Annotated in this window: 26 protein-coding genes; 11 read left to right on the forward strand and 15 right to left on the reverse strand. The window is 71.1% G+C overall.

The window, feature by feature from the left end:
- Positions 1-50: 50 nt before the first annotated feature.
- The gene (locus AB0B96_RS17550) at positions 51-683 is read right to left on the reverse strand and encodes a hypothetical protein (RefSeq protein ID WP_350945264.1); all 633 of its coding nucleotides are present in this window, start codon (positions 681-683) and stop codon (positions 51-53) included.
- A 338-nt stretch (positions 684-1,021) separates the two neighbouring features.
- Here AB0B96_RS17550 and AB0B96_RS17555 point away from each other — a divergent pair, with 338 nt between their 5' ends.
- Positions 1,022-1,795, forward strand: coding sequence for a DUF4184 family protein (locus AB0B96_RS17555; protein WP_350945265.1), 774 nt, complete (start codon positions 1,022-1,024; stop codon positions 1,793-1,795).
- Positions 1,788-2,756, forward strand: a complete 969-nt coding sequence (locus AB0B96_RS17560; RefSeq protein WP_362899778.1) for an RNA methyltransferase — start codon at positions 1,788-1,790, stop codon at positions 2,754-2,756. The genes AB0B96_RS17555 and AB0B96_RS17560 overlap by 8 nt, the downstream gene beginning before the upstream one ends.
- Here AB0B96_RS17560 and AB0B96_RS17565 read toward each other — a convergent pair.
- From AB0B96_RS17565 to AB0B96_RS17590, 6 genes are all read right to left on the reverse strand, one after another.
- Entirely contained in the window at positions 2,740-3,144 is a 405-nt protein-coding gene (locus tag AB0B96_RS17565) for a RidA family protein (RefSeq protein WP_350945267.1), read from the reverse strand. The two genes, AB0B96_RS17560 and AB0B96_RS17565, sit on opposite strands and share 17 nt — an antisense overlap.
- 209 nt (positions 3,145-3,353) lie before the next feature.
- Positions 3,354-5,324 (reverse strand): allophanate hydrolase, encoded by a 1,971-nt coding sequence (gene atzF / locus AB0B96_RS17570; RefSeq protein ID WP_362899781.1) that lies wholly within the window; start codon positions 5,322-5,324, stop codon positions 3,354-3,356.
- A gap of 51 nt (positions 5,325-5,375) precedes the next feature.
- Positions 5,376-6,992 (reverse strand): hypothetical protein, encoded by a 1,617-nt coding sequence (locus AB0B96_RS17575; RefSeq protein ID WP_362899783.1) that lies wholly within the window; start codon positions 6,990-6,992, stop codon positions 5,376-5,378.
- A 3-nt stretch (positions 6,993-6,995) separates the two neighbouring features.
- The gene (locus AB0B96_RS17580) at positions 6,996-7,676 is read right to left on the reverse strand and encodes an isochorismatase family cysteine hydrolase (protein WP_362899785.1); all 681 of its coding nucleotides are present in this window, start codon (positions 7,674-7,676) and stop codon (positions 6,996-6,998) included.
- A gap of 300 nt (positions 7,677-7,976) precedes the next feature.
- On the reverse strand, positions 7,977-8,624 hold the full coding sequence (locus AB0B96_RS17585) for a GntR family transcriptional regulator (RefSeq protein ID WP_350945271.1): 648 nt from the start codon (positions 8,622-8,624) through the stop codon (positions 7,977-7,979).
- Between the two features lie 127 nt (positions 8,625-8,751).
- Positions 8,752-9,600, reverse strand: a complete 849-nt coding sequence (locus tag AB0B96_RS17590; protein ID WP_362899788.1) for a D-alanyl-D-alanine carboxypeptidase family protein — start codon at positions 9,598-9,600, stop codon at positions 8,752-8,754.
- 10 nt (positions 9,601-9,610) lie between these two features.
- Here AB0B96_RS17590 and AB0B96_RS17595 point away from each other — a divergent pair, with 10 nt between their 5' ends.
- Entirely contained in the window at positions 9,611-9,751 is a 141-nt protein-coding gene (locus AB0B96_RS17595; protein ID WP_362899790.1) for a hypothetical protein, read from the forward strand.
- A gap of 57 nt (positions 9,752-9,808) precedes the next feature.
- Here AB0B96_RS17595 and AB0B96_RS17600 read toward each other — a convergent pair whose 3' ends face one another.
- On the reverse strand, positions 9,809-10,354 hold the full coding sequence (locus AB0B96_RS17600; protein WP_350945273.1) for a VTT domain-containing protein: 546 nt from the start codon (positions 10,352-10,354) through the stop codon (positions 9,809-9,811).
- A gap of 189 nt (positions 10,355-10,543) precedes the next feature.
- On the opposite strand from AB0B96_RS17600, the gene AB0B96_RS17605 reads away from it, so the two are divergent.
- Positions 10,544-11,101 (forward strand): hypothetical protein, encoded by a 558-nt coding sequence (locus tag AB0B96_RS17605; RefSeq protein WP_362899792.1) that lies wholly within the window; start codon positions 10,544-10,546, stop codon positions 11,099-11,101.
- A gap of 87 nt (positions 11,102-11,188) precedes the next feature.
- On the opposite strand, the gene AB0B96_RS17610 is transcribed toward AB0B96_RS17605, so the two are convergent.
- Genes AB0B96_RS17610 through AB0B96_RS17620 form a run of 3 tightly spaced genes read right to left on the reverse strand, consistent with a single transcriptional unit; the run spans position 11,189 to position 16,587 of the window.
- Positions 11,189-14,572 carry a BTAD domain-containing putative transcriptional regulator gene (locus AB0B96_RS17610; RefSeq protein ID WP_362899794.1) on the reverse strand — a complete coding sequence of 1,128 codons (3,384 nt, stop codon included), beginning with the start codon at positions 14,570-14,572 and terminating at the stop codon, positions 11,189-11,191.
- A gap of 41 nt (positions 14,573-14,613) precedes the next feature.
- Positions 14,614-15,675, reverse strand: coding sequence for a lysylphosphatidylglycerol synthase transmembrane domain-containing protein (locus AB0B96_RS17615; RefSeq protein WP_362899796.1), 1,062 nt, complete (start codon positions 15,673-15,675; stop codon positions 14,614-14,616).
- Between the two features lie 54 nt (positions 15,676-15,729).
- The gene (locus AB0B96_RS17620) at positions 15,730-16,587 is read right to left on the reverse strand and encodes a PIG-L family deacetylase (protein WP_362899798.1); all 858 of its coding nucleotides are present in this window, start codon (positions 16,585-16,587) and stop codon (positions 15,730-15,732) included.
- 35 nt (positions 16,588-16,622) lie between these two features.
- Here AB0B96_RS17620 and AB0B96_RS17625 point away from each other — a divergent pair, with 35 nt between their 5' ends.
- Together AB0B96_RS17625 and AB0B96_RS17630 are read left to right on the forward strand one after the other, a co-directional pair.
- Positions 16,623-17,810, forward strand: coding sequence for a glycosyltransferase family 4 protein (locus AB0B96_RS17625; protein WP_362899800.1), 1,188 nt, complete (start codon positions 16,623-16,625; stop codon positions 17,808-17,810).
- Between the two features lie 123 nt (positions 17,811-17,933).
- Positions 17,934-18,077, forward strand: a complete 144-nt coding sequence (locus AB0B96_RS17630) for a hypothetical protein (protein WP_362899802.1) — start codon at positions 17,934-17,936, stop codon at positions 18,075-18,077.
- Here AB0B96_RS17630 and AB0B96_RS17635 read toward each other — a convergent pair.
- The gene (locus AB0B96_RS17635) at positions 18,074-18,469 is read right to left on the reverse strand and encodes a hypothetical protein (RefSeq protein WP_362899804.1); all 396 of its coding nucleotides are present in this window, start codon (positions 18,467-18,469) and stop codon (positions 18,074-18,076) included. The genes AB0B96_RS17630 and AB0B96_RS17635 overlap by 4 nt on opposite strands.
- 133 nt (positions 18,470-18,602) lie before the next feature.
- Here AB0B96_RS17635 and AB0B96_RS17640 point away from each other — a divergent pair, with 133 nt between their 5' ends.
- Positions 18,603-19,943, forward strand: a complete 1,341-nt coding sequence (locus tag AB0B96_RS17640) for an APC family permease (RefSeq protein ID WP_362899806.1) — start codon at positions 18,603-18,605, stop codon at positions 19,941-19,943.
- 484 nt (positions 19,944-20,427) lie between these two features.
- Here AB0B96_RS17640 and AB0B96_RS17645 read toward each other — a convergent pair whose 3' ends face one another.
- Positions 20,428-21,669, reverse strand: coding sequence for a hypothetical protein (locus AB0B96_RS17645; protein ID WP_362899808.1), 1,242 nt, complete (start codon positions 21,667-21,669; stop codon positions 20,428-20,430).
- A gap of 98 nt (positions 21,670-21,767) precedes the next feature.
- Between AB0B96_RS17645 and AB0B96_RS17650 the strand changes: the two genes are divergently transcribed.
- Together AB0B96_RS17650 and AB0B96_RS17655 are read left to right on the forward strand one after the other, a co-directional pair.
- The gene (locus AB0B96_RS17650; protein WP_362899810.1) at positions 21,768-22,142 is read left to right on the forward strand and encodes an STAS domain-containing protein; all 375 of its coding nucleotides are present in this window, start codon (positions 21,768-21,770) and stop codon (positions 22,140-22,142) included.
- Positions 22,143-22,230: 88 nt separating this feature from the next.
- Positions 22,231-22,596 carry an STAS domain-containing protein gene (locus AB0B96_RS17655; RefSeq protein WP_350945283.1) on the forward strand — a complete coding sequence of 122 codons (366 nt, stop codon included), beginning with the start codon at positions 22,231-22,233 and terminating at the stop codon, positions 22,594-22,596.
- A gap of 77 nt (positions 22,597-22,673) precedes the next feature.
- On the opposite strand, the gene AB0B96_RS17660 is transcribed toward AB0B96_RS17655, so the two are convergent.
- Entirely contained in the window at positions 22,674-23,408 is a 735-nt protein-coding gene (locus tag AB0B96_RS17660; RefSeq protein ID WP_362899812.1) for a glycosyltransferase family 2 protein, read from the reverse strand.
- Between the two features lie 320 nt (positions 23,409-23,728).
- Positions 23,729-24,013, reverse strand: a complete 285-nt coding sequence (locus tag AB0B96_RS17665) for a hypothetical protein (RefSeq protein ID WP_350945285.1) — start codon at positions 24,011-24,013, stop codon at positions 23,729-23,731.
- Between the two features lie 230 nt (positions 24,014-24,243).
- Between AB0B96_RS17665 and AB0B96_RS17670 the strand changes: the two genes are divergently transcribed.
- Together AB0B96_RS17670 and AB0B96_RS17675 are read left to right on the forward strand one after the other, a co-directional pair.
- Positions 24,244-25,692, forward strand: a complete 1,449-nt coding sequence (locus tag AB0B96_RS17670) for a helix-turn-helix transcriptional regulator (RefSeq protein ID WP_350945286.1) — start codon at positions 24,244-24,246, stop codon at positions 25,690-25,692.
- The gene (locus AB0B96_RS17675) at positions 25,692-26,597 is read left to right on the forward strand and encodes an aminoglycoside phosphotransferase family protein (RefSeq protein WP_350945287.1); all 906 of its coding nucleotides are present in this window, start codon (positions 25,692-25,694) and stop codon (positions 26,595-26,597) included. Before AB0B96_RS17670 ends, AB0B96_RS17675 begins: the two co-directional genes overlap by 1 nt.
- Positions 26,598-26,611: the final 14 nt, after the last annotated feature.

The following is a 26,611-nucleotide window of genomic DNA, read 5'->3' on the forward strand; positions in this document are numbered from 1 at the left end:
TCTGTGTCCGCGAAGAGCGGTCGACGACCGAGACAGCGAGGATCGCCTGGTCAGTGGCAGCAGGAGTGCCCGTGCCACGCCCTGAACCCCTCACGTACCGCCACCGCGGCGAGCAGGACCGCCATCGCGGGATCGACCCACCACCAGCCGGCGGAGTTCAGCGCGAGCCCGGCCAGGACCCCCGCCGCGAGGGTGGCGCACATGAGGTTCTGCGTCCCCTCTCCCGCGGTCGCCGCCGAGTGCAGCCGGACCCCCAGTCGCCGCTTCGCCATCCCCAGGAACGGCATGCCGACCACGCTGACCGCCGTCACCACGATCCCGAGCAGGGTCGGCACGGCCCGGTGCCCGGCGTCCAGGTCGTGCGCCACGTGCACCACCAGGTAGGGGGCGAGGATCCAGAAGCTGATCGCCACGGCCTTGCGGGCCCGTTCCTCGGCGTACGCGGAACCTGTCCTCGTCCCGGTGAACCGCCAGACCACGATCAGGCCGGCCGCCGCCTCCACCAGGGCCGACGTGCCCCAGCCGATGAGGGCGACCGAATGCGCCTCCAGACCCGCGGCGATGCCGAGCAGGCTCTCGGCGCCCAGCCAGACCAGGGTCACCAGGGAGAGGGTGCGAGCCCTGCGGGCGTCACGCAGCCACTCGGCGCTCGGCGGTGCCACCGGCACGATCTGATCGGTCACGACGGCCTCCGGTACCCGTTCGACGACGCTCGGTAATCTATGCGTCACATGGTGTCGGAGTGTGGAGAAGCGGCGAAGCTCCTCATGGTGACGGCGACATGCCTCCCCCGGTGGCGGACCACGTGCCTCCCCGTGACGAACCGCATGACGGAACCGCATGGCGAACCGCGCGAACGGTGTGGTGGATTGTGTGGCGGGACAGGCCGGTCGACCGGCCTGTCCCGCCACAGGCGGGGCGTGGGAGGACGGCGGGTTTCGCGGGCCGGTGAAAGTCCGCGGTCCCGGCGCGGGCATGCCGCAAGATGGAGCTGTCCAGCAGATCGTCGGGAGGGAAATCCGTGCCGTTCACGCCCAGCCACGTCGCAGCCGTGCTGCCGCTGATCTCCTCGGAGCGGACGCGCAGGTTTCTCGACCCCTGGGCCCTCGCCCTGGGCGCGATGGTGCCCGATCTGCCGATCTTCTTCCCCTTCCTGCCCGACTACATGTTCTGGCACTCCTCCGAGGGCGTCCTCACGATCGACCTGTTCGCCGTCCTGGTGCTGCTCGCCGTCTTCCACCTGACGCTCCGCGACCCGCTGACCGCGCTCCTGCCCCCCTCCCTCGCCGGACGCGCCGCCGCGCTGACCCCGGGGATGTACGGGCTGCGGCGGCTGCCCGCCGTGGTCGCGGGAGGCATCGTGGGCGCCTTCACCCACAAGCTCTGGGACTCCTTCACCCACTCGTACAGTTCGGCCCTGTGGGGCTGGAGCTGGCTGGACGTCCGGGTGGCGGGAGTGATCTCCCTGTTCCGCCTGCTGCAGTACACCTCCACCGTGGTCGGCCTGGCGGTCGTCCTCTGGTGGGCCTGGCGCGGACTGAGCGCGATGGAGCCGCGGCCGGTGCCCGAACGGCTGCTCCTGCCCGCCGGTGAGCGGGCGGCCGTGCTCCTGGCCACCGCCGTCTCGATCCCGCTGGGCGCGGTCGCCTGGGCGCTTACCTTCCCCCCGGACACCAAGGCCGAGCTCGTGACGAGGCTGGGCGCGGGGGCGGTCGTCGGCTGCTCCGCGATGCTGCTCGTCTACGCGCTGATATGGCAGCTCAGGCGGGTCATGGCAGTATTCGAGGGTGCCTGAAGCCATCGACCCCCACCTGGCCGACTACGCCAACCTGCGCGACGTCGAGCTGCGCAAGAGCATGGAGGCCGAGCACGGCCTCTTCATCGCCGAGGGGGAGAAGGTGATCCGCCGCGCCGTCGCGGCGGGCTACCCCGTGCGTTCCGTACTCCTCACCTCCCGCTGGGCCGGCCCTCTCGCCGATCTCCTCGGCCCGCTCGGCGACCGGGTCCACGTCGTGGACGACGCCGTCATGGAGGAGGTCACCGGATTCCAGGTCCATCGCGGCGCCCTCGCCGCGATGGAACGCCTCCCGCTTCCCGAGGTGGAGGATCTCCTGTCCGGACGCGAGGCGCGAAGGGCTCCCGCCGGGCACACGGCGCGGTCGGACGGCGAGCCAGGATCGGACTCCCCGGCTCCGCGAGGGGCCTCCGCCGAGGACGCGGCGCACTCGGAGGGCGGACCAGGATCGGGTTTCCCGGCTCAGCGAGGGGTTTCCGCCGAGCCCGTGGCGCCCCGGCGCGTCCTGATCCTCGAAGACCTCGTCGACCACGGCAACGTCGGCGCGATCTTCCGCTGCGCCGCCGCCCTGGGCGTGGAGGCGGTGATCCTCTCGCCGCGCTGCGCCGACCCCCTCTACCGGCGCTCGGTGAAGGTCTCCATGGGCGCGGTCTTCGCGATCCCGTACGCGCGGATGACCGACTGGTACGCCGGTCTGGCCGAACTGCGCGAGGCGGGTTTCCAGACGCTCGCCCTCACCCCCGACCAGTCCGCCACCCCCATGGACAAGGTCGCCATGGCCGACCGGGTGGCACTGCTCCTCGGTTCGGAGGGGGACGGGCTCTCCTCCCGCTGGCTGCGCGAGGCCGACGAGGCGGTCTGCATCCCGATGAGCCCGGCCGCGATGGACATGGGCGTCGACTCCCTCAACGTGGTGGCCGCCGCCGCCATCGCCTGCCACGGACTCATGCGCGCCGGTTGAGCGGATCTCCTCGCCGCGCGTCCACCTCGATCTCGATCTTCATACGGGAGTCGGCGAGGCCGCACACGATCATCGTCGCGGCGGGGCGGACCTCGCCGAAGTGACGGCGCAGGGTCGGCCAGCAGGGCTCGAAGTCCTCGCGGTCGGGCAGCATGTATCGCACCCGTACGACGTCGGCGAACGAGCAGCCCGCCTTGGCCAGTGCCTCTCCGATGTTGCGCATGCACTGCTCCGCCTGCTCGACGACGTCGTCGGAGATCGTCATGGTCGCGTAGTCGTAGCCGGTCGTCCCGGACACGTGCACGCGGTCACCGTCGACCACCGCCCGCGCGTATCCGATCTGCTCCTCGAAGGTGGACCCGCTCAGGATCGCGAACCGTTCAGTCATGCGGAAAACCGTAACAATCTTCGCTGGTTCCCCTGATCGGCTCGCACACGGTCGTCCGAAACCCGCGATCACCGGGGCGCGAGCTCCGGACGACCGCGGAGTGACCGTCGCCGGATCGTCGGGACCGTGACAGGGGGCCGGTCTCTCAGGACCGTGGCCGGGCAGGGGGCCGGTCTCTCACGGCCGTGGCCGGGCAGGGAGCCGAATCGTCAGGATCGTGACCGGGAGAGGAGATAGCTCGGCCAGCTGCCGTGCCGACTGATGTCGGGGGCCTTCTCGGTGGCGTACGGCTCGCAGAGGAAACCGTGCACCGCGCGGCCGTCGGCGAGTTCGATCGTGCCGAGGCCGAGGGGCGAAACGGTCTGCGTCAGGAGGACGCCGAGCGCAGAGGGGGGCAGTTCGTACAGTTCGACCTCCACCGCGACCCCGCCGGAGGTCGAGCGGACCAGCCCCGGCAGTGGCATCTCGCCGCCTTCCAGGGCGTAGAGGCGGTAGAGGGGGGCGGTGAGGGCAACTCCCAGACCGGTGGCGCCGAGGGAGAGGAGCCGGCCGTGCAACGGCTGGCCGGAGCGGTGCGCGCCGACCACGGCGAGCACCGTCCGCGCCTCGGCCTCGGCCTCGGCCCCGGCCCTGGCTGCGGCTTCGACCGCGGCCCCGACCCCGACTGCGGCCTCGGCCCCGGCCTTGGAGGCGTGAACCGTCGCCGGTCCCGCCTTCGGAGCGTGGACGGTGCTCGCCGAGGCCGAGGTGGCCGCCGATCCCGAGTCCGGGACGGGGAGCGCGGGACCGCCGGTCAGGGCGTGGAAGGTGGCACCGAGACCGGCGAGGAGTCCGTCGGAGCCCGCCGGTCCCAGGAAGGTGACGCCGTGCGGGCGGCCGGCGGTCGTCGTCCCCGCGGGTACGGAGATCCCGGCGAGGTCGAGGAGATTGGTGAAGGTCGTGTAGTGGCCGAGGATCGCGTTGCGCTCGATCGGGCTTTCGAGCATCTCCGCGACGGTGAAGGTCGTGGGTACGGTCGGGACGGCGAGCACGTCCATCGACGCCCATGCCTCCCGGGTCTTCGCGTCCAGCGCGCGCAGGCGGTAGAGCCCCTCGAAGGCGTCCACGGCACTGAGCGCGCCGCCGCCGGACAGCACCTTCAGGGTGACGGGGTGGATCTCGCCGGGGTTGCGGGTGACGAAGTCGCCGACCGCCGCGAGCCGTTCCGCGAGCCACGGCCCCTCGTACAACAGCCGCCCGGCGGCGAGGAAGGGGCCGAGGTCCACGGGGACGATCCGGTGGCCGAGGCCGCCGAGCCGGTCCACCGCCCGCGCGAAGGCCGTCTCGGCGGCGGTGTCGCCGAAGAACTCCGGTTCGTGCGGAACCCCGATCCGCAGGGGGGACGCGCGGGTCGGTACGGGGCCGGGGACGGGGAGCACGCGTGACCAGGGGTCGGCGGGTTCGAAGGCGGCGATGGCCGACAGGACGGCCAGGCCGTCGGCGGCCGAGCGGGCGAAGACGCTCGGGCAGTCCAGTGACGCGCACGCGGGCACCATGCCGAGCGTGCTGACGAGCCCCCGGCTCGGCTTGACCCCGACGGTGCCGGTGAGCGCGGCGGGTACCCGGCCGGAACCGGCCGTGTCGGTGCCGACGGCGAACGAGACCAGGTCCGCGGCCACCGCCACCGCGGAGCCCGAGCTGGACCCGCCGGAGATGAGACCGGGTACCAGCGGTGACTCGCACGCGCCGTACGGGCTGCGGGTGCCCGACAGACCGGTGGCGAACTGGTCCAGGTTGGTCTTGCCGACGAGGAGGGCGCCCGCCGCGAGCAGTCGTTCCACCAGCGGCGCACCGCGCTCGGGGACGTAGGAGTAGGCCGGGCAGGCCGCGGTGGTGGGCAGCCCGGCCACGTCCACGTTGTCCTTGACCGCGAAGGGGACCCCGTAGAGCGGTGGGCGGGTGCCGGGGTCCGGCCAGCGGCGGGCCAGCTCGGCCGCGTCGCCGAGCAGGTCCGCCGCCGGGCGCAGGGTGATCCACACGTGGTCGTCACCTCGCGCCGCGATCCGCGCGAGCACCTCCCCGGCGACATCGGCGGGGAGGGCCGCACCGGAACGGTAGAGACCGGAGAGGCTCTCCAGGTCCAGCCGGACCGGGTTCAGGGGGAGGCGGGGCATGCTGTCCGGATCAGGCGGAGTGTGCATATGCCTTTCCTGTGTACGTGGTTCGCGGGACGGTGTTCGGCGGGACGGTGTTCAGGAGGTGGCGGGTGCCTCGGCGGAGACGGGCCTCGCGGGGGCCGGCTCGGGCTCGCCGGGCTCCTCGGTGGCCTCCGGCGTCTCGCCGGAAGGCTTGGGCTTGAGGAGGGTGAAGGCGAGCAGGATCAGTCCCGCGAAGAGGTAGCCCAGGGAGACCTGGCCGTTGGCGTTCCACTCGACCCGTTCGCCGTGGATGAGGCCGATGAAGGCCAGGGCCGCGCCGACGAAGGCGTACCCGGCGGCCCACAGGAACGACCGGTCGATGATGAAGGCCGTGATCGAGCCGAGCACCAGGCCGGCGAGCACGGCACCGCCGCCGAGCAGGACCGTTCCCTCGTAGACCGTCCCGCTCTGCGCGATCGTGTCGTACCCGACCTCCCGCGCGCTGGTGCCCGCCGCGGCGAGCGCGTTGTCCATGTAGCCCTGCGCCCAGGAGGCGATGTTGGGGATGATCGCGATCACCACGGCCACCGCGTGCGCCTTCGGCACCGACTGGAAGGCCTGGGCGCCGATGAGCAGGCCGATGTAGAGCAGGATCGGCACGATCGCGGGCGTCGGCAGCACCGCGCCGAGCAGCGCGAACATGCCGAGGAAGCAGAAGAGCGCGATGACGACGCCGCTCGCCATCGAGTAGCTCGTACGGCCGCCCGCGGACTTCCACCCCGGGTGGCCGATGTAGACGGCGGGCGGGAACGGCGAGCCCAGCATCGAGCCGACCACCGCGCCCGCGCCGTCGGCCAGGAGCACCGAGCGCAGGTTGTACGAGTCACCCGCGGCGGCGGCGCTCTCCACGTTGCTCATGCCCTCGGTGAAGTTGTAGATGCCCAGGGGGATGGCGGTGGCGAGCAGCGGCGAGACCTGGCCGAGTCCTTCGAGGAGGAGGTCGATGTGCAGCGACGGCAGGCTCACCGCGATGTTCCCGGCGGCGGCGCCCACGTCGGCGGGGTCCATGTAGCCGCCGATCCAGGCGATCGCGGTGCCGGCGAGGAGCGCGGCGAGCCCGACGGGGATGTTGCCCGGCAGCCTCAGGTCGGTGAAGAAGCCGACCATGATGATCACCAGCACCGGCAGCGCGATCCAGGCCGCCTCCCACATCTGCGCGGCGGGCCGCATCGAGATGAAGGCGATCGAGATGCCCGCCAGGGTGCCGAGCATCGCCGCCCTGGGGGTGAAGCGGCGGATGTACGGGCCCACGAAGGCGCCGATCACCACGATGACGCCGATGATGAAGCACCAGGCGAGCCCGGCCACCCAGGCCCGCAGCGGGTCCTTGGTGGCCAGGTAGGTCGGCAGCATGATCACGAAAACGACGATGAACATGTGCGGGACGCTGGGACCGTACGGCATCGCGCACACGTCGGTGCGGTTCTCCCGGCGGGCGAGCCGCCGGGCGAGGTAGGTGTAGTACACGTTGCCGATGAGGAGCTGGATGCCCATCGCGGGGAGGATGACGCCGAAGACGTCGGAGCCCGGCAGGTGGACGACCCCGAGGCAGAGGCCGCTCAGCACCAGCACGTTGACCATCACGTTGAAGCCGAGGCCGAAGAAGGCGTTGGTGTCCCCGCTGACCCACCAGGGGAGCTTGAGGTTGACGGGGTCGGTTGTCGTGGTCATCGGTCAGCTCCGTGTTTCGAGTGCCTTGAGATAGCCGCCGGAGGGGGCGACCCAGCCGAAGATGCCGCCCTGGGCGGCGATCATTTCGAGCCCGTACCGCTGGAACTCGGCGAAGTACGAGCCCACGCAGTCGGACAGGACCAGGCACTCGTAACCCCGGTCGTTCGCCTCGCGAACGGTGGTGTGCACGCACACCTCGGTCGTGACGCCGGTGACGATCAGACTGCGGATGTCCGCCGCCCGCAGGGTCCGGTCCAGGTCGGTGGAGTGGAAGGAGCCCTTGCCCGGCTTGTCGACGACGAGTTCGCCCTCGACGGGGGCGAGCTCGTCGATGATGTCGTGGCCGTACTCGCCGCGGATCAGGATCCGTCCCTTGGGACCCGGATCCCCGATGCGCAGCGAGGGGGTGCCGCGGTTGAGCTTGGCGGGCGGGCAGTCGGACAGGTCGGGCAGGTGCCCCTCACGGGTGTGGATGACGGTCATTCCCGCCGCGCGGGTGGCGGCCAGCACCTCCTGGAGCGGCGGGATGACCCGCCGCAGCATGGACACGTCGTTGCCCAGGGTCTCCCCGAAACCCCCGGGCTCGACGAAGTCCCGTTGCATGTCGATGAGCAGCAGCGCTGTATGTCGGGGATCGAACCCGTATGCGTACGGCTCGGCCTCGACGAGAAGCGGATCGGACACGTTGACTCCGTTCCTCGGATCCTCCTTTTGTCGATTGTCGACAGAATTATGTCGGCGGCTTTCCCGTCCGGTTACGCTTCTGTTAGCGGCCTGTACCAGAGCGTGATCGTGTCCGGTGCGCGCCTCTCCCGCGGTCGAGCGTCCGGCCGATGCGTGACAGCGCCCCCGCGCCCCCGCGGCTCTGCGCCCCCGCGCCCCCGCGGACGGCCGACAGCCGACGGGCGTGAGCGCGGCGGTCGGCCGGCACCCGCGCCCTACGTCGAGAGGAGCCGGACGGGACGGGTGGAACCCGATGCCGTTCTAGCCGATGTAGGTGCGCGCTCCGTGCCGGGAGAGGGCGTCGAGCGCGGTGACGGGATCGCCGGAGGCGATCGCCTCGAAGAGCCGCCTGTGCCGCTCCACCCCCTCGGCCGGAGAGCGCTGCTCGGCCTCCCTGCGCAGGTTCGCGGCCATGTAGAGCTGCAGTTTCAGGATGACGGGCTCGTACGCCATCAGCAGCTGGCGGTGGCCCGCGAGCGCGACCAGCGCGAGGTGGAAGCGCCGGTGCGCCTCGTTCTCGCTGAGCGGGTCGTCCAGGCGCACCGCCGCCGCCATCCCCTCAAGCGCCTCGGCGAGCGCGGTCATGTCGTGCGTGCCGGAGAGAGGCAGCGCGGTCTCGACCGCGTAGCGTTCGAGCACGTCGCGCAGCCCGAACAGCTCGTCCACGTCGTTCCCGGTCAGCTCGGTGACGCGGGCTCCCCGCCGGGGCAGGTGCTCCACCAGCCCCTGCTGCCCGAGCGACCGCAGTGCCTCGCGCAGCGGCGCCCGGCTGATGCCGAACCGCTGGGTGAGCTGCTCCTCGATCAGCCGCTCGCCCGGTGCGAGGGCACCGGAGAGGATCTCGTGACGGAGCCGTCGCATCGAAAGCTCGACCAGGCTGGGGTGTTTCAGCTCCCCATCGGGTTCCACCCGTCCAACTCCTCTCGACGTGTGGAACAAACTCTCTCAGAGAACGGCCGGAATCCCACCCACGGGATGGCGGCGTGGTCGGGTGTTCCGGTCGAGGGCCGGTCGGGAGCGGGCGCTCCAGCCGTCCTCACAGCTCGGGTGGAGTCTGCTCGCCCGCCCAGTCCAGGAGCCGTGCCGCGGTCTGGAAACGCCGGTCGCCGTTGGACTCGCCGAGGATGACGCCGATGAACCGGTGGCCCTCGCGGTCGGCGGCGAAGGACAGGCAGTATCCGGCGGCGCTGGTGTAGCCGGTCTTCAGGCCCGTCACCCCGGGTGTCTTGCCGAGCAGTTTGTTGGAGTTGGTCCAGGTATGCGCCCGGTGCACCTTGGACTTCGCCACGAGGTGACGCCTGGTGGACGCGATGATCCGCAGCACCGGGTCGCGCAGCGCGAGGTCGGCCAGCTTCGCCTGGTCCAGGGCGGTGGAGTAACCGGGCCCCGGCTTCGGCAGGCCGTCGGGAGTGGCGTAACGGGTGTCGACGAGCCCCATGGAGCGGGCCGTGGCGTTCATCTTCGCCACGAACCTCGTGCTGCCGGGCCCGTAGACGCGGGCCAGGGCGTGTGAGGCGTCCGCCCCCGAGGGGAGCATGACCGCGTACAGCAGGTCCCGCACGGTGAGTCGCTCCCCGGCGCGCAGGGAGGCGTGAGTCGCGCCGTTCGCCGCCGCGTGCCGTACGTCCTCCGCCTGGACCGTGACGGTGTCGGCCAGCCGCGCCTCCCTGAGGACGACGTACGCCGTCATGATCTTGGTCAGGCTCGCCACCGGCATCCGCCTGCCCGCCTGCTTGCTCAGATGGATCGTTCCGGTGCTCGCGTCGTACAGGTACGCGGCCCGCCCCGGCACCGAGGGCACCGACGCGCGCCGGTCCCCTGCGGGCGCGAAAGCGGGTGTGGCGGTGAGGGCGGGCGTACGAAGCGTGGCGAGCGGGGCGGACACCGTGGATCCGGTGACAGAAACGCGCGCCGAAGCCCCGCCGGGCGGCGCGGAGGTCGAGATCCCCCAGGCCGGGGCAGACACCGAAGACGCGGTGCCCAGGATGAGCGCGGTGACCAGCGCGGCGCGGGCCGTGCGGCCTGTTCCCCCGTGATGCATGCGAGCCATGCTGGCAGAGGCCACCGTCGATATACGGAAGTTGTCGGTTTGGCTATTGAAAAGTTGACATCTGTGGCGGGTGTTTCTCCAGTTCGCGGCGGGAGGCCCGGCGACGGCGCCACCGCACGAATCCGGCGACGAGCGCGACCGCCACCAGCGCGGCCAGGCCCGCGAGGAGCGGTGAGCGAGCGGCCAGCTCCAGCCACCCCCAGATCACCGAGTACAGGCCGAAGGAGGTCACCGGCACCCAGGTCAGGCAGCCCAGTGCGCTCGCCACGACGTACCAGGGGTAGGAGATCCGCAGCACCCCGGCCACCCAGGGCAGCGTGTGGCGCAGGCCGGGCACCCAGAAGCAGCCGTAGACGGCGAGCGCGCCCCACTTCCTGACGACGTTCTCGACCCGGGTGATGTTCTCCTGACCGATCTTGGCGCCCAGGCGCGAGGCGTAGAGCCTGGAGCCCAGGGCGTGGCCGATCCAGTAGTAGGCCTGGAACGCGCCGAACAGGGCCACGCCACCGATGATCACCCAGAGCCACAGGGGCATGCCCAGGAAGGACGCGGAGGTCGGGTCGGGGATGCCCGCCACAACAGGTCGCATTCCGAACATCACCGCCGCGGTCGTTCCAGCTGCCTTTACTTGATATTAGGGCAGGCTTACCTGAGCCGGCATGGCGGAGCCCTCCTTGGGCGCACCCGCCGGCCTGTGGGCGCACCGGCTGCAAGCGGACGTCAACTCCAAGGCAAGAACCGTGGCGTACACCTTGGGGTAACGAAAGAGGTGTCTGTCATGAGTCCGCGTAGCAGTGTGGCACCGGTGGTGGCGAGTGGAGTCGCGAGCGCACTCAAGCTGCTCGTCGCCACCCTCGCCTTCGCTGGAGCCTACCTGGGGGTGGAGGCCGCGTACGGCACTCCGGGCCAGGTGACGGCCGGTGCGTCGGCGCAGGCGCCGGTGCGGGCGGTGGAGCTGTCGTCGCGATCGATGCCCGCCACGGAGCGGGTCCCGGTCACCGTCGAGCGGGTCTCCGACACGGTCATGACGCCCGGTACGGTCACCGTCGGCGCGATCGACGCGCTCGGCCCCTGTGACCGGCCCTACCAGGCCAAAAGCCTCGTCGAGAACGACGACCCCCGGGCCGCCGTCTCCTACGGCTGGCGCCTGGAGCGCTGGAGCCCCGGCACCCGCCGCTGGCAGGCATACCTGGGCACCGGGTCCGGCTTCACCGGCGAGAGCCAGGTCGTCGAGTGGCAGCCCAGGGTCGTGAACAACCCCGGCTGGTACCGCGTCGTGCTGTCGGTCTCCGGCGAGGCCCCGCTGCGCAGCGAGAGGTTCCTCGTCAGCTGCTGATCCGACCCCGGCCTCCCGGCTGCCGATCCGTCCCGGGCCTCCCGTAGGAGAGCGGGTCTCGGTGAAGATCCCCGCCCTCGTGAGGCGTCAGCTGCCGAGTGAGCGCCGTGCCGCCTCCACCCACCGGTCCACACCGACCCGCTCGGCCACCGCGAGGGCGTTCTCGTAGTGCGGCTTCACCGCGTCGGCGAAGCCCAGCCGCAGTGCCAGGTCACCCAGCGTCAGGGCAACGGGCCAGAGCGCGACCACCCCGGTCCCCGCGCCCGCGATCCGGTCGGCGAACGGCTTCAGCGTGTCGTACGCCTCGATCATCCGCTCCCGGTCGTCCAGCAGCATGCCCGCGAGGGCCCGCCAGATCATCGCCAGCTCGTAGAGGAAGTCGGGGCGCACGGGCGTCTTCACCGCGATGACCGCCCTGGCGTCCCGATGGTGGCCGGCGGAGGCGAGAGCCACCGCGTAGGCGTCCAGGGTCCACTTGGCTCCGCGCTGGTGCGCCTCGGCGAGCGGCTCGACCATCTCGGCGGCCTGCCCGTTCACCAGGCGCAGGCAGAACGTGGTGATCAGCGGCAGGTCCTGGCGGCCCTCCAGCATCCCGGCCTTCGCGGTCAGCCGGGCGGCGTCGCGGTAGGCGCGCTCCGCCCCGGCGAAGTCACCGGCGATCATCAGGCGCTGCCCGGCGTACCAGGCGACCACGGAGGCGGGCGCGGACAGGCCGTACTGCCTGGCGAGCTTCTCGGCGGCGGCCACGTGCGCGTCGGCCTCGGCGAACGCGCCCGAGGCGGCGGCGCACTCCATCAGCACCAGGTGGGCGAGGGCCTGCACCGAGATCTGCCCGGTCGTCTTGCCGACCTCCAGCAGTTCCCTGCCGATGACCTCGCGCTCGCCCACCGGGGTGATGCCGTACGACTGGCGCAGCCGCCCGCTCAGCGCGGTCGCGAGCAGGGCGGGGTCACCGGAGCGGCGGGCCAGCTCCTCGGCCTCCAGCGAAGCCTGCTCGCCCCGGGGGGTCGCCGACCCCTCCAGCTCCAGGGCGAGGGTGGCGAGCAGGCTCGCCCGCAGCGACTGCTCGCCGGCGGGCAGCTCGACGAGCGCCTGCTCGGCGACGTCGACGATCTCCCAGGCCGTACGGGTGAAGTCGCGGGCCATGCCCTTGTGCGGCACCGCGAGCGAGGCGGCCACCCGGGCGGTGAGCTCCAGGTTGCCCAGGGGCAGCGCCGCGTCCATCGCCTCGCGCCGCCGCCTGCGGGCCGCGGCCATGTCGCCGCAGAGCGCGAGGGCCTTGATCAGCCGCAGGGTGAGCAGCAGTCGCTCCCTGGTGCTGTCGGGAGTGTGGGCGACGCCCGACCTGTCGAAGGCGGCGATGGCCTGCTCCCACAGGGTGGCCGCCTCGCGGTGGGCGAAGCGCCGCTCGGCCTGCTCGGCGGCGAGGCCCGCGTAGTGGACCGTCTTGCCGGCGGTCTCGCCGGTGCCCGCGGAGTGGTAGTGGTGGGCGAGCGCGGCCACGTCGCCGGGATTCCTGCGCTCGATCACCGAGGCGACCGCGGCGTGCAGCCGGGAGCGGCGCAGCCGGGAGGCGTCGGAGTACAGGGTGTCGCGGACCAGGTCGTGGTCGAAGCGGAGCCTGCCGGGACCGGGTTCGGTGACCAGGCCGGCGAGCAGCGCCGCCTCCACCGCGTCGACCACGGCGTCCTCGTCGCCCGAGACGTCGACGAGCACGTCCACGTCGACGTCTCGGCCGATCACCGCGGCCTGCAACAGGATCTGCTGGGCGATCGCGGGCAGCCGGGAGACGCGCCTGCGGAGCACGTCGCGGACGCCGGAGGGCACGCCGGAGATCACCTCGGCGGCCGTCGCGCGGTCGCTCACCGCCTCGGCGTCGAGCAGGCGCACCGTCTCGCGGACGAAGAAGGGGTTGCCGCCGGTGCGCTCGACGATGCTGCTGACCGCGTCCTCGTCGACCTCGCGCACGCACGTCGCCCTGACCAGCTCGGCCACCGCCTTGGTGTCGAGTCCGGTGAGGCCGACCCGCACCGGACCGAGCCTGGCCAGCGCGGCCAGCACGTCGGCCTGCTGGTCGCTCAGCTCGCTGTCCCGGCAGGTCACCACGAGCAGTACCCGGCTGGTGGCGAGCAGGCTCGGCAGCGCGCGGAGCAGCGCCAGCGTCTGGTCGTCGGCCCAGTGCAGGTCCTCCAGGGTGAGCAGGATCGGCGTCTCCTTGGCGACGGCGGCGAGATAGCCGCCCACCGCCCGGTGCAGCCGGAACCCGCCGGAGGCCTGGTCGTCGTCGGGCTCGGGGGCCGCGTCGTCGAGGAGCGGCGCCAGCAGCGAGGCGTACTCGCCGGGCCCGGCCGCGTTCACCAGGGTGCGCAGGATCTCCACCCAGGCCCAGCCGGGAGGCGTGGCGCTGCTGTCGGGGCAGGCGCCGGAGGAGATGCCCCACCCGTCGTCGGAGAGCCGCCTCATGAGCTGGCGGACCAGGGTGGTCTTGCCCGCGCCCGCGTCGCCGCTGATCACTGCGACGGTGAAGCGGCCGGTTCTCGCCGCGGCGGTGGTGAGCCTGCCCAGTTCGGCGTCGCGGCCGACGAACGGCTCGGGCTCCAGCGGGGGAAGCTCCACCTGGGCCACCGTCGGCCTGGGCGGCCAGGTCTCCGCGGCCACCTGCTGGCGCTGCCTGGACGGCGCCGAGGGGGCGAGCTGCAGGCCGGGGTCCTGGGACAGGATGTCGGACTCCAGCTTGCGCAGCGCCGGGCCGGGGTCGATGCCCAGCTCGTCGGAGAGGATCGTGCGCGCCCGGCGCAGCGCCGCCAGCGCGTCGCCCTGCCGTCCGCAGCGGTACAGGCCCAGGGCGAGCAGCCGCCAGCCCTCCTCACGGAGCGGGTGCTCGGTGGTGAGCGCCTCCAGGTCGGGCACGGACTCGGCGGGCAGGCCCAATCGCAGGCCGCTGTCGGCGTGCCGCTCGCGGGCCACCAGGCGCAGCTCGGCGAGCCGGTTGACCTCGGCCTCGGCCCACGGCTGGTCGGCGAAGTCGGCGTAGGGGGTGCCCCGCCACATGCTCAGGGCCTTCTCCAGGCGAGCCCGCGCGGAGGCGGGGTCGTCGCCCTCCAGGTGCTCTCCCGCGGTGCGGACCAGCGTCTCGAAACGCAGCGCGTCGACCTGGTCGGGAGCGGCACGCAGCGCGTAGCCCGAGGCCACGGTCACCAGCAGCCGGTTCGGCCCTCCGCGCGGACGTCCCGGCTCCAGCACCCGGCGCAGCCGGGAGATGTAAACCTGGAGCCCCGACTGGGCGCCCTTGGCCGCGTCGTCGTCCCACAGGTCGTACAGCAGCGAGTCGACGGGAACGACCTGCCCGCGCGCGACGAGCAGGCGCGCCAGGACCGCACGTTGACGGAGCCCGCCCAGGTCGAGCTCGTCTTCACCTGAATGCGCCTCGACCGGGCCGAGAACTCGGAACGCCACCATGTCAGCCGCCACGCTATGTGGGCCTTCCAATCGCATACAAGGTATTTCCCAATCTAGCGGCTGATCGACTCCTTTTCGGCGGCCGTCGCGGCGTTCTCACGCCTGCGCAGGAAGGTCCAGGCTCCCAGAGCCAGCCCGCCGAAGGGGATTTCGACAGTGTAGGTCCAGAACCCGAAAAGCAGGGCGGCGGCGGTGGCGGAGTCGAGGGGGGCGCCGAAGAAGACCAGTGCGCCGATGGTTCCGGCCTCCATGATCCCGGTACCGCTGGGAGTCACCAAGGCCGTGGTCAGGACCCTGGACAGGGCGAAGGCGGCGATCGACTGCGCCAGTCCGGGATAGGCGCCGGTCGCCTGCAGGCAGACGACGAGAATCAGCCACTGGAAACCCAGAAAGAAGATCATTCCCAGCGTGAGCCCGGCCCAGCGGTCCCTCACGATCTCGGAGGTGTCGGCCCGCAGCTTGGACAGCGCCTCGGAGGCGGAGTGCTCGCCGGGACGGATCCGGCGGGGGAGCAGACGGGTGAGGGCGTCGAGACCGCGACCCAGGACGTTCGCGGCGCGGTCCCAGTACAGGGCGGCGGTCACCACGGCGACCAGGCCCAGGATGGAGAGCGCACCCACCCAGCCCGCCCTCGTCACCGTGGGGCTGAGCGACTGCCCGCTGAACAGCAGGGCGACGATGCCCGCCGCGGGCAGCAGGAAGCGGAACAGGGTGTTCCAGATGCCGGTGGTCAGCGTGGAGACCACGACCGCCCGCGCGGGAAACCCCCAGCCCCTGGTCATCGCGAACGTCATCGCCACGCCGGCCGCGCCGCCGAAGGGGAGCAGGTTGCTCACCGCGCTGCCGCCCGCGTTCAGTGTGAGGGCCTGCAGGTGGGTCAGCCCGGGAAGGGAGGCGGTGAGCACGAACGTGTAGGCGAGGAGGCTGAGCAGCCAGACGACGGTCATCAGCGCGACCTCTCGCGGACCCAGCGCGGCGAACTGCGCGCCGATCTGCGCCCAGGAGACGTGCTTGCCCGTCAGGAGCGCCACGACCTGGGGCATGAAGAACACGAGCGTGGCGGCGAGTGCCAGCGACACGACCGACAGCCCGACCTGGAACAACCTGCTCTTCATGCGACACGACCGCTCTTCACCCGATATCCCCGACCCAGTCTGCCGCTACCGAACTCATCCTTTGGGAGGAACTTCGAAGGGGTGCCTCAGCCGGGAGCCCAGGGGGGCGTCCCTGCGGACATACCACTCGGTGCCGAAGACGAGGCGGTAAAGAGGCTTAGGGATCTTGAGCATCACCCCGAGGGTGCGGGTGTCGGCGCCGGTGGCCTGGGAGGCGTGGGCGGCCATGCTCGCCCGCTTCTGGCGGGCGAAACGCCGCACGGGGACCCGGTGGGTGATCACCTCACCGGGGGAGTACGCCCGCTCGAAGGCCCGGATGTCGAGCTGCGGATAGAACCTCCTCGCGAGCCGCAGCCCCCGCAGCAGGGGGTCGCGGTTGACGGTCGCCTCCAGCACGATCGGGGTCTTCGCGATCTCGGCCGCCCTGCCGCCGACCCGGTGCACCTGGACGTGGTCGGGGTGGCCGTAGCCGCCCGCGGGGTCGTAGGTCGTCAGTAGGTCGGCCTTCTCCTCGGTGAGGATGGCGGCGAGCCGCCGGGCGGCCTCCTCGGCGTCGGCGTCGATGAAGGCGTCGTCCGGCCGGTCGTCGGCGATCCCGCCGCCGGGGGCGAGCCCGGAGTCGCCGTAGCCGAGGTTCACCACCCGGGCGCAGCCGAGTGCCGCGGCCGACTTGTACAGCTCGGCCATGCGGGCGGCGCCCAGCGCCTCACCGGGTTCGAGGTCGGCCTGGCCTCGCTCACCCGAGGTCGCCACGACGAGGACCACCCGGTGGCCCTCGGCGGCGAGCATCGCCATGGTGCCCGCGGTCAGCAGGGCCTCGTCGTCGGGATGGGCATGAAAGAACACTGCTGTCTTGACGCTGCTGATCAGGCTCACTCCGTTCGCGCGACGCGGATGCGCCCTCAGGGGCACGCAGGCATGATCTCACGCGGGTCTACGCTGGCACGGTGAGGATCCTCCACATCAGTGACTGTTACCTGCCGCGCCTCGGCGGGATCGAGGTGCAGGTCGCCGATCTGATCCGGACGCAGCGGGAGGCGGGCCACGACGTCGAGGTGGCGACCGCCACCCCGGGGGAGAGCCTTCCCGGGGTGCACAGGATCGTCGCGAGACTCCCCTTCGACCTGCCGGTCCACCCGTTCGGTACCGGACACCTGCTCCGCCTGATCGGAGCGCGGCGGCCCGAGGTGGTGCACGTGCACACGGGGGCGGTCTCGCCGTTCGCCTGGATGGGCGTGCGGGCGGCGACCCGCGCGGGCCTGCCCGTGGTCGTCACCGTGCACAGCATGTGGGACCCGGTCACGCGGGCGCTCTACCGGGGGCTGCGGCTGCTGTTCGGGTGGCACCGCTGGGGGCTGGTGGGCACCGCGGTGAGCGAGGCCGCGGCCCTGCCGATCCGCGCGGTGGCCGGGCCCGGCGTGCCGGTGCACGTGGTCTCCAACGGCCTGGACGTCTCCGGCTGGCGCTCGGCGCACCTTCCCCCGGCTCCCCAGGCTTCCCCGCCCCTCTCGGCCCCTCCGGCTTCCCATGCCTCCCCCGCGGGAGACGTGCCGTCAGAGCGGGAAGGCGGCCCGGTACAGCCGGTGCACGTCGTCGCGGTGGGGCGGCTCGCGCCCCGCAAGCAGCCGGTCCGGTTGCTGCGGCTCCTGCGGGAGGCCCGCGCCCAGGTGCCCGCCGAGACGCCGATGCGGGCGACCGTCGTCGGGGACGGCCCGGCCCGGTCGCAGATGGAGCGCTATCTGAGGACGAACGGCATGACCGGCTGGGTCTCGCTCCCCGGCCGCTACAGCCGCGACCAGATCCGCGAGCTGCTCGCCTCGACGGACGTGTTCGTCGCCCCCGCGCCCCGTGAGTCCTTCGGGCTGGCGGCACTGGAGGCGAGAGCCGCGGGGGTGCCCGTGGTGGCGCGTGCGCAGAGCGGGGTGGCCGACTTCGTACGGCCGGGCAAGGAGGGACTCCTCGGGCGGACTTTCGACGATCTGGTCGCGTCGGTGGCGAGGCTGGTCCGCGACCGCGAGTTGCGCGAGTCGATCGCGGCGAACAACCGGGAGACCGAGCCCGTCCACAGTTCCTGGCCCGCGGTGCTCGAAGGCTTCGAACGCTGCTACGAGCAGGCGCGCGCCGGCCGGACCTGAGAGCCGGGCCCCGGGTGAGAGGGCCGGTGGACGGGAGGCCGAGGCGAGGGGCGGTGTCCGGCGGGACGTCGTCGCGAGGCCGGGCGACGGCCGGGTGGAAACGCGCAAGGCCCCTGCCGTGCGGTGGCAGGGGCCTTGCCGGAGATCGTCGGTACGGCCGCCGCGCCGCACTGCCCCCCGCAGGCGGAGCGGCGGCCGTACCCGGAGTGCCTCCTGCCGCCAGGAGGCACCGGTCCCTGGATCGTCCAGGAGGTCCAGGAGGTCTAGGCGCAGGCCTCGGCGAGCTTGGTGCTCGCCTCCTGGGCCTTCGTCGCCAGCGACGTCGCGGCCGTCGCGGCCGCGGCCGGGTCGCTCGGGTCGATCTTGACCGCCTCGAACGAGGTGGCGAGGTCGGTGAGGGCGGTGGCCACCTCACCGTCGGCCGTGGCCGCGAGCGCCTTGAGGTCGGCGGCGAGCTTGGCGGTGGCGTCGTTGAACTTGGTGAGATCGCCGGCGCTCGACGTGGCGGCGGTGGTGAAGTCCGCGAAGGGCTTCGACCACGCGGCCTCCGTGCAGACCGCGCTGTTTGAGGACGACCCGCCGCAGGCGGCGGTCATCGATATGAGAGCGACTCCCGCTGCGGCGACGGCGAGGTGGCGGGAGGAGAGGGCGCGGAACATTTCTGCCTTTCATTGCATTTCGTGACAGTTGGAACTGTAGGCAGGGTTCCTTGCGGATCACTTTCATGACACTTACAGGAGTGACTCCTGTGACCTGACGTGATTTTGCCCCCGCCGAGGGTAAGTGCGGGGCATGGCTGAGGCGATCGTCGATCCCGGTTCCGGTCAGCACTCGCTCAAGCGGGTCATCGGGCGCAGGGTCCTCCTTCTGTTCGTGGTGGGCGACATCCTCGGTGCCGGGATATACGCCCTGGTGGGGAAGGTCGCCGGCCACGTCGGCGGGGCGTTGTGGGTGCCCTTCCTGGTGGCCTTCGTGCTGGCGGCGCTGACGGCGACCGCCTACGCCGAACTTGTCGGCAAATATCCCCAGGCAGCCGGTGCCGCGCTTTATGCGAACAAAGCGTTCAACATTCCCTTTGTCACGTTCATTGTGGCGTTCGCGGTGTTGATGAGCGGCATCACCTCCGCGAGCGCCGCCGCGCGGGCCTTCGGCGGCGACTACCTCGGGGAGTTCGTCACGCTGCCGGTCGTCGTCGGCGCGTTCATCTTCCTCGGCCTGATCACGCTGGTGAACTTCGCCGGGATCTCCGAGTCCATCAAGGTCAACGTGGTGCTCACGATCATCGAGGCGTTCGGCCTGCTGGTGATCATCGCGATCGGGATCTTCGCCCTGCTGTCCGGCGACGGCGAACCGGCGCGGGCACTGGAGTTCCATCCGGTCAACGGCGCCTTCCTCGGGATCCTGGGCGGCACGGCCCTCGCCTTCTACGCGCTGCTCGGCTTCGAGGACTCGGTCAACCTCGCGGAGGAGGCCAAGGAGCCGCAGCGAGACTTTCCCCGCGCGCTCTTCGGCGGCCTGACCATCGCGGCGGTCATCTACCTGGGGGTCGCGTTCACGGCGACCATGCTGGTCGACACCAAGACGCTGATGGACTCGTCCGGTCCGTTGCTCGAGGTCGTCAAGGTCGCCGGGCTGGCGTTCCCGCCCAAGTTGTTCGCCCTCATCGCGCTGCTCGCGGTGGGCAACACCGCGCTGATCAACATGCTCATGGCCTCGCGCCTGGTCTACGGCATGGCGCGTGAGGGAATCGTGCCCAAGATCTTCGGGACGGTCCATTCGACGAGGTCCACCCCGTGGGTGGCGATCGTCTTCACCGTGGGCGTCGCGGCGGTGCTCGTCGCCACCGGCGACATGAGCGACCTGGCGGACACCACGGTGCTGCTGTTGCTGTGCGTCTTCGCGATAGTGAACGTGGCCGTGCTGATCCTCCGCAAGGACCGTGTCGATCACGATCACTTCCGGGCGCCGAGCTGGATGCCGGTTCTCGGGGCGGTGGTCTGTCTCGTCCTGACGTTGCCGATCACCGGCAGGGACGCGGACGTCTATCTCCGCGCGGGGGTCCTGCTCGCGATCGGTGCGGTCCTCTGGTTCGTCAACCGGTTGTTCCTGTCAGAAGGGCAGGGCCCGTCCTGAGGGGGTGCGGAGGTCCAGAGCGATGGGTTTCCGTGGCGGCCGGGGCTTTTGGAGGATAAGAACCTTTTTCATGTGATACTCCCTCTTTGTTGGAGTTTGAGAGAGACTACGTCAACTGACCGACTTTTTCACGGATTTTTTACCCAGCTCGTGTTGATCTGTACCGGCCGGACGGGGTGCGAGTGTGCCGGGCGGCGTGATCGCGCGGATGTCGGGGCACGAGAGGGCGGGGAAGGGCAGCGAAGGGGAGGTCTGACCTTCGGTGTCCCGGCTGCGGCGTCGAGGGCTCTGTCGTGGCGTTTGGGAGAAATAGTCCGCCATGTCCGCAGACTAGGAGGCCGATGTTTCCGGCAGGGACACCGTTTGTTCCAAGTCCGCGACCTCGGCGGCGACCTCCGGGGCGATGACGGTCCGGTGGCGGCGGCGATGCCGACGGTGCCGGCGGACTCGGGGAGTCTCAGGAGTCCCGGGAATCCCGGAGGTCTCAGCGGCGGAGCACGAAGGCCTTCTCGTCGTCGCCCACGCCGACCGAGCCCACCGCCCACAGCGTTTCGCTGCCCGGCACCCGGGTCAGGACGGCGCCGCCCACGTCGTCGGTCTCCTCGTACTGCTGGGTGGCGGCGTAGGTGCGGAACAGCGGGCCGTACTCGCGTGACCAGGCGGTGCCGTCGAAGTGGAGGATGAGCGCCTGTCCGGCGTGGTCGGCGTCGACGCCGCTGATCCACACGTCGGAGCCGGAGGCGGTGACCCCGTACAGACCTCCCCGGGAGACCGGCACCTCGACCCGCGTCCAGCGGGTCCCGTCCCAGCGCATGACGAGCGGCTGCGCCCCCTCGGCACCTCGCGTCTCCGACCCGGTCTCCTGGCCGGTCGAGACCCGTCCGACCGCCCACACCTCCGACGGCGAGACCTGCCAGACCGCGCTGAGACGACCGCCTTGGACCGGCGGCGTCTCCAGGCTCTCCCATGATCCGGCGGTGCCGCGCCAGACCAGCGGGGTGCGGGTCTCGCTCGTTCCCACCGCCCAGACGTGCCCCTGCCCGGAGGTGATCGCCTCGAAGGTGCCCTGCGTGGTCAGCGCGTTGCGGAAACCGCCGTCCGCCCACTCGAGGACGACCGCGCCCGAGGGGCCGTTCGCGGCGAACCACGTGCCGCCGCCTGTCGCGACGTCGGCCAGCCGGTAGTCCTCGGCCACCCCGAAGGGCCGGTGCGGGCTCCACGCCCGCCCGTTCCAGTGCGCGGCGAACGCGCTCGGGCCGTTGCCCACCACCCAGACGTCGTCGGGCCCGGCCGCGCCGACCCCCTCCAGGTGGTGGACGTCGGCCTCGCCGCCCAGGGAGATCTCCCTCCAGCGGCTCCCGTTCCAGCGAAGGACGGCGGGCGTGCCCTCCCGGTCCTCCGCGCCGTCCTGGTATCCGACGGCCCAGGCGTCGCGGGGCCCGGTCGCCGCCACGTCGAGCAACGCCGTCGCGCCCGGCAGGTTCGCGCCGCCCACGGCTGTCCACTCGGCGGACGCGGCGACCGCCCCGGTCGCCGCCGGGGTCGCCTGACTCGCCGCCGGGGTCTCCGGCGCCGGGTTCGGAGAACTCGGAGCAGGGGAGGCGGGGGCCGGCGAGGCGGTGCCGCCCGGTGCGACGGTGGGTTCGGGCGTCGTGGGGGCACCTCCGCACGCGGCGATCAGGAGCGTACCGACGACCATGACCGCCATCGGGCGCGCTTTCACCATGTCCCCATTGTTCCGCATGCCTTCGCGATCCGGTCGTGCTCCGCGTGATTAGACCCGCCTGGTCGGGGCACCGGGGACGTAGGCGGGAGAGGATGTCGATGGCGAAGGCTGAAGAGGGCGGCAGACTCCGTGTTCGAGCCGACGAACACCGTGATTTCATCGCCCTGCACGCGGTGGGGGCACTGGACTACGGGTCCTCGCCACTGCTGAAGGAACAGGCCGACGTCGCACTGGGAGCGACCGACCCCCCGCGCCTGGTGATCGATCTCACCGAGGTCACCTTCTGCGACTCCACCGGGTACGGCGTGCTCATGTACGCCCTCAACCGCGTTCGCCGGCTGGCGGGCTCACTCGTTCTCGTCGGCCCCTCCGCCGTGATGAGGCAGCGGCTGAGGCGTCTCGGGGTGGCCGACCTGTTCGACACCCGTCGTACGGTTGAAGAGGCGGTGGAAGCATTTGCCGAGGTGACATGAGTGGTCACGTTTCTCCGCACTAGAGCGATCCGCGCCGTATGAGACAGTTATGGTTGCTTGGGCAAAGGGTCGGTTCAGAAGGTTGGTCATGTTCGTGGGAGATGAGCCGGAGTCGGTTTTCACCGCCACATCCGGGCTGCACGGTACGACACTCGTCGTACGGGCGAGCGGAGAGCTTGATCACTACCACACGTCGGTGCTCCGCGAGGAGATGGGAAGGGCCTGGGGCTCCCTGCCCTCACCGAGGCTCATTCTCGACCTGTCCGCCCTGACCTTCTGCGACTCCTCCGGGATCGGCGAGCTGCTCCAGGTGCGTCACCAGGGCCTGAGCAGAGGGGTGCGGGTGATCCTCACCGGCGTTCAGGGCAACCTGGCCCGGCGTCTCAATCTCGCCGGCCTGACCCAGGTGTTCGAGGTGCTCCCCTCCGTGGCCGACGCGCTCGAGGTGGCCTGAGCCCTCGCGAACGGCCCCGGGGCGACGAGAAGACCGGCGCGGAGGAGCGCCGGAGGATCGGCCCGATCCCCGGCGGGTCAGACGGCCTGGGTGGCGTGCTTCTGCCGCAGCCGGACACCGTCGACGCGTCCCTCGCGCTCGCGGAGGATGGTGCGGAGCACCCGCAGGCCGTCGCGGACGGCGTGCAGGTTGCTGGCGCCGTGAATGCGGCTGCGCTCGTGGCTGGGAACCTCGCGGATGACGAGACCGGCCTGGGCGGCGCGGATGTTCATGAGGGTCTCGATCTCGAAGCCGTCGCAGTCGAGGTCGAGCGCGTCGAGGTGGCGGGCCCAGAAGGCGTTGTAGCCGTAGCACAGGTCGGTGTAGCGGGTGCCGTACAGCAGGTTGGTCACCTTGGTCAGCATCGTGTTGCCGAGCGAGCGGATCGGGCTGATGTCGTCCGAGCCTCCGCCGGGGGCACAGCGAGACCCCTTGGCGAAGTCGGCTCCCTCGACCAGCGCGGTCACGAAGGAGTGGATCTCCCGGCCGTCGGTGGACCCGTCGGCGTCGATCATGACGATGATGTCACCGGTCGCGGCGGCGAACCCCTCGGTGAGAGCGTTGCCCTTGCCCTTGCCCGTCTGGCTGACGACGCGCAGCCCGGGCCGCAGGGTCCTGGCGACGGCGACGGTGTCATCGGTGGAGTTGCCGTCGACCAGGATCACCTCGTCGATCCAGGACGGCAGGGTCGCGAAGACGTGCGGGAGGTTCTCCGCCTCGTTCATGGCGGGGACGACCACGCTGACACTGAAAGGAAAAGGGGCGCTGTTCATGGCCACAGGGTTGAACACACCACCTGCAGAACACTTGAAAGCCTCTTGCAAGCCCTCACGTGACAGAGGATCGTGCCTTTTGACCTCCCCTTGGGGGTAGCGGGAGGGTCTCTTCGCCGACCGTTCCAAGGGGAGGCACGACCCGATGCGGATCGTGAGGGCTGTCAGAAGGGGAGCGTGCGACCCGAAGGGCTGCGCAGGTCGAGTGGCACCGGCTCACGGGGTGGACGCGGACGTTGTACGAGCAGGATCCTTTTCACGGTGCCGCTCCATTCTGGGCTTGATCACCGGGTGTTACCCACGCCAGGCCCAAGAATCACCTATCTCCGTATCACATGAAGAACACTGGCCACACGTTCCGCGGCCGTCGCGACGTCCTCCGCGTGGCCGATGCGCCCCGCCCAGGACAGCCAGAACCACCACTCGCCGTCCTCCTCGTGGGCGGCGAGCACGTCCTCGGTCCTGGCCGGGGCCATGGGGTTGATCACATGAAGTCGTGGATAAAGCCCTGCGGCCGACCTCAGGCGCACCTGAAAGGCGTGCGCCTCCAACTGGGTGGCCAACCGACGCAGGTGGTCGATACCTTCGCCGCGCTCTGTCATCATCCGGATCACTCCTGGCGGACACTGGTGACTTGCCTCTCTGCAGAGTGCGGTTTTGTGGCACTTGAGGCAATCGGTCCCTCCGCAACCCCCTCCGGGAACAGTGGAATAGACCGGAAAGTCATGGATGTTCCGTGGGGAAACCGCGAATAAACGGAATGCCGCGCACAGCTGCGTTTACGTTGAGGTGCGTGCTTGTTAATGTTGTGTAAACAGCAAGTGGGAGGGGCGCCGTGGCCCGAGGTGAGCATTCGCCGGCATGCGCGCGACGCTGGCGCGAGCAGGCGGCGTCCAGGCAGTGGACCCACTGGCAGACCGCGCAGGCCATTCACGGCTGCTGCGGGGTGAGCCTGCTCAAGGCACATCGGCTGGCCAGGGGCTGGTCGGCCAGGCAGTCCGTTCAGGAACTGGAGGAGCTCTGTGAGCGCCAGGACCTGGGCGAGGCGCGGGCCAGCATCGACCTGCTCAACGCCTGGGAGAACAACCGGGCACGGCCGCGCCCGCAGACCATCGATCTACTGGCTCGACTTTACCGTGCGAACGCCGTCAGGCTAGGCCTGGCCGGAGATTACTGCGAGGACGGCGGGGGCGCCAAGGTCGTGGTCGTCTCCGGTGGCGAGGGCCGCACGCCCTACCAGACGGAGGAGCGGGAACGGTCCGAAGACGACATCGAGCGGCGCGCGCTGTTCCACCACGCCCTGCTCGGCTCACGGTCGGTGATGACCGGCCGGCTGCTCGCCGAGGTCGAGCGGACCCGTCAGGACCTGGACCGTACGCTCGCCGTCTCCACCGTCTCCGAGGAGCAGCTCGACCGGCTCGACGAGCAGGTGCTGCGCTACCGGCGCGAATACATCAGCAGCGCGCCGGTGCCGATGCTCTACCGGCTGATGCTGGAGCTGTCGGACGTGCGGACGCTCTCGCTGGCCCGCCAGCCCGCGATGGCCCAGCGCCGCCTGCTCAACGCCACCGTGATGCTGGCGCTGCTCTCGGCCGACGCGCTGATGAAGCTCGGCGACACCCGCCAGGCCCACGCCTGGTACGGCACCGCGCGCAACGCCTCCGACGACATGGGCGACGTGCGGCTGCGCGCCCTCGTCCGGGCACAGCAGGCGATGCTCCCCTACTACTACGGCGACCTCGCCGAGACCGTGCGGCTCGCCCGCGAGGCCAGGATGCTCGCCGGCAGCGCCCCCAGCTCACCGGCGGCGCTCGGCGCGGCGGCGGAGGCGCGGGCGCTGGCACGGATGGGCGAGCACAAGGCCGCGAGGGTCGCGCTGGCCGAGGCGGAGCGCATCTTCGCCAAGATGCCTCCCGAGGGCCACGACCACCTGGCCTTCCGCTTCTCCGAGCGGCGGCTGCAGTTCTACCGGATCGGCACCCTGATCGAGCTCGGCGAGGACGTCGACTGGAACCCGGGACCCGCGGGGCCCTCGGTGCCGTACGCGATCGACCCGGTCCTCCTCCTGCTCGACCAGGCCGCGCACCTGGTCCGCGACGGCAAGGTCGAGGACGCCTGCCACCTGGCCGAGAAGGCCCTGCTCCAGGTTCCGCCGGAACACCGTACCTCCATCGTGCTCAACCGAGCGAAGGCGCTGCTGTCGGAGGTGCCGCAGACCAGAAACAGGGCGGCGGCGGTGCGACGTCTGAACGACCTGGTCACCGGCGCGGCGCCGGTCAGCTGATGAACTCGCTCGCCGAGGAGGCGTTCACCGTCTTGCGGGAGGTCTGCGAGAACCTCGGCATCGACCACAGGGACGCGGAGCTGCTGAGGGTGCGCAGCAACGCCGTCTTCAAGCTGCGCAGTGAGATCGTGGTCAGGATCGCCACCGCTCCCAACGCGCTGACCCGGCTGCCGCTCGTCCTCGCGGTGGCCCGCTGGCTCGCCGAGCAGGGGTTCCCCGCGGTGCGCCCGGCCGACGAGATCTCCGAGCAGCCGGTGGTGCACGAGGGCAGGGTCGTCACCTTCTGGCACTACGTCCCGGCGAGCGGGCGTCCCACCACCACGGAGCTGGGCGAGATCCTGCGCAGCCTGCACCTGCTGCCGGTGCCGCCGGTGGCGTTGCGGCGTTTCGTCGACCCGCTGTGCGAGGTGCGTCGCGCCGTGGACCGCTCCGAAGAGCTCACCGCCTGCCAGCGGGCGTGGCTGCGCGACCGCATCGCGGAGCTGACGGAGCGCTGGTCGGATCTCGGCATGGACGACTCGCCGGTGCTGCTGCACGGCGACGCGTGGATCGACAACCTGCTGCGCTGCACGGACGGGCACGTGGTGCTCTGCGACTGGGACGGCGTCGCGGTCGGGCCTCGCGAGTGGGACCTGGTCCACACCTACCACGGCCAGCGGCGCTTCGGCCTGACCGCCGCCGACGTGGACGCCTTCGCCGACGCGTACGGCAGCGACCTGCGCTCCTGGCCGGGATACTCCACCCTCATGGAGGTGAGGGACATCTACGCGGTGGGAATCCACATCCGCAACGCCGCCGCCGACCCCTTCTCCCGGCGCGAGCTTCCCCGAAGACTGAATTCCCTCACCCGAGGTGAGCAACATGCCCGGTGGTACATGGCCGAACCCGTTAGTGTCTCCCAGTAAAAATCTTCAAACGG

Origin of the sequence: Streptosporangium sp. NPDC049046, assembly GCF_040649155.1 — a bacterium.
Taxonomy (GTDB): domain Bacteria; phylum Actinomycetota; class Actinomycetes; order Streptosporangiales; family Streptosporangiaceae; genus Streptosporangium.

Excerpts from the sequence above, each read along its gene's own strand:
- AB0B96_RS17655 (WP_350945283.1), top strand. The coding sequence starts at position 22,231 with ATGTTCGTGGGAGATGAGCCGGAGTCGGTTTTCACCGCCACATCCGGG.
- AB0B96_RS17605 (WP_362899792.1), top strand. The coding sequence starts at position 10,544 with ATGAGTCCGCGTAGCAGTGTGGCACCGGTGGTGGCGAGTGGAGTCGCG.
- atzF (WP_362899781.1), bottom strand. The coding sequence starts at position 5,324 with ATGCACACTCCGCCTGATCCGGACAGCATGCCCCGCCTCCCCCTGAAC.
- AB0B96_RS17635 (WP_362899804.1), bottom strand. The coding sequence starts at position 18,469 with ATGTTCCGCGCCCTCTCCTCCCGCCACCTCGCCGTCGCCGCAGCGGGA.
- AB0B96_RS17650 (WP_362899810.1), top strand. The coding sequence starts at position 21,768 with ATGGCGAAGGCTGAAGAGGGCGGCAGACTCCGTGTTCGAGCCGACGAA.
- AB0B96_RS17645 (WP_362899808.1), bottom strand. The coding sequence starts at position 21,669 with ATGGTGAAAGCGCGCCCGATGGCGGTCATGGTCGTCGGTACGCTCCTG.
- AB0B96_RS17675 (WP_350945287.1), top strand. The coding sequence starts at position 25,692 with ATGAACTCGCTCGCCGAGGAGGCGTTCACCGTCTTGCGGGAGGTCTGC.
- AB0B96_RS17600 (WP_350945273.1), bottom strand. The coding sequence starts at position 10,354 with ATGCGACCTGTTGTGGCGGGCATCCCCGACCCGACCTCCGCGTCCTTC.
- AB0B96_RS17615 (WP_362899796.1), bottom strand. The coding sequence starts at position 15,675 with ATGAAGAGCAGGTTGTTCCAGGTCGGGCTGTCGGTCGTGTCGCTGGCA.
- AB0B96_RS17565 (WP_350945267.1), bottom strand. The coding sequence starts at position 3,144 with ATGACTGAACGGTTCGCGATCCTGAGCGGGTCCACCTTCGAGGAGCAG.
- AB0B96_RS17575 (WP_362899783.1), bottom strand. The coding sequence starts at position 6,992 with ATGACCACGACAACCGACCCCGTCAACCTCAAGCTCCCCTGGTGGGTC.
- AB0B96_RS17660 (WP_362899812.1), bottom strand. The coding sequence starts at position 23,408 with ATGAACAGCGCCCCTTTTCCTTTCAGTGTCAGCGTGGTCGTCCCCGCC.
- AB0B96_RS17665 (WP_350945285.1), bottom strand. The coding sequence starts at position 24,013 with ATGATGACAGAGCGCGGCGAAGGTATCGACCACCTGCGTCGGTTGGCC.
- AB0B96_RS17640 (WP_362899806.1), top strand. The coding sequence starts at position 18,603 with ATGGCTGAGGCGATCGTCGATCCCGGTTCCGGTCAGCACTCGCTCAAG.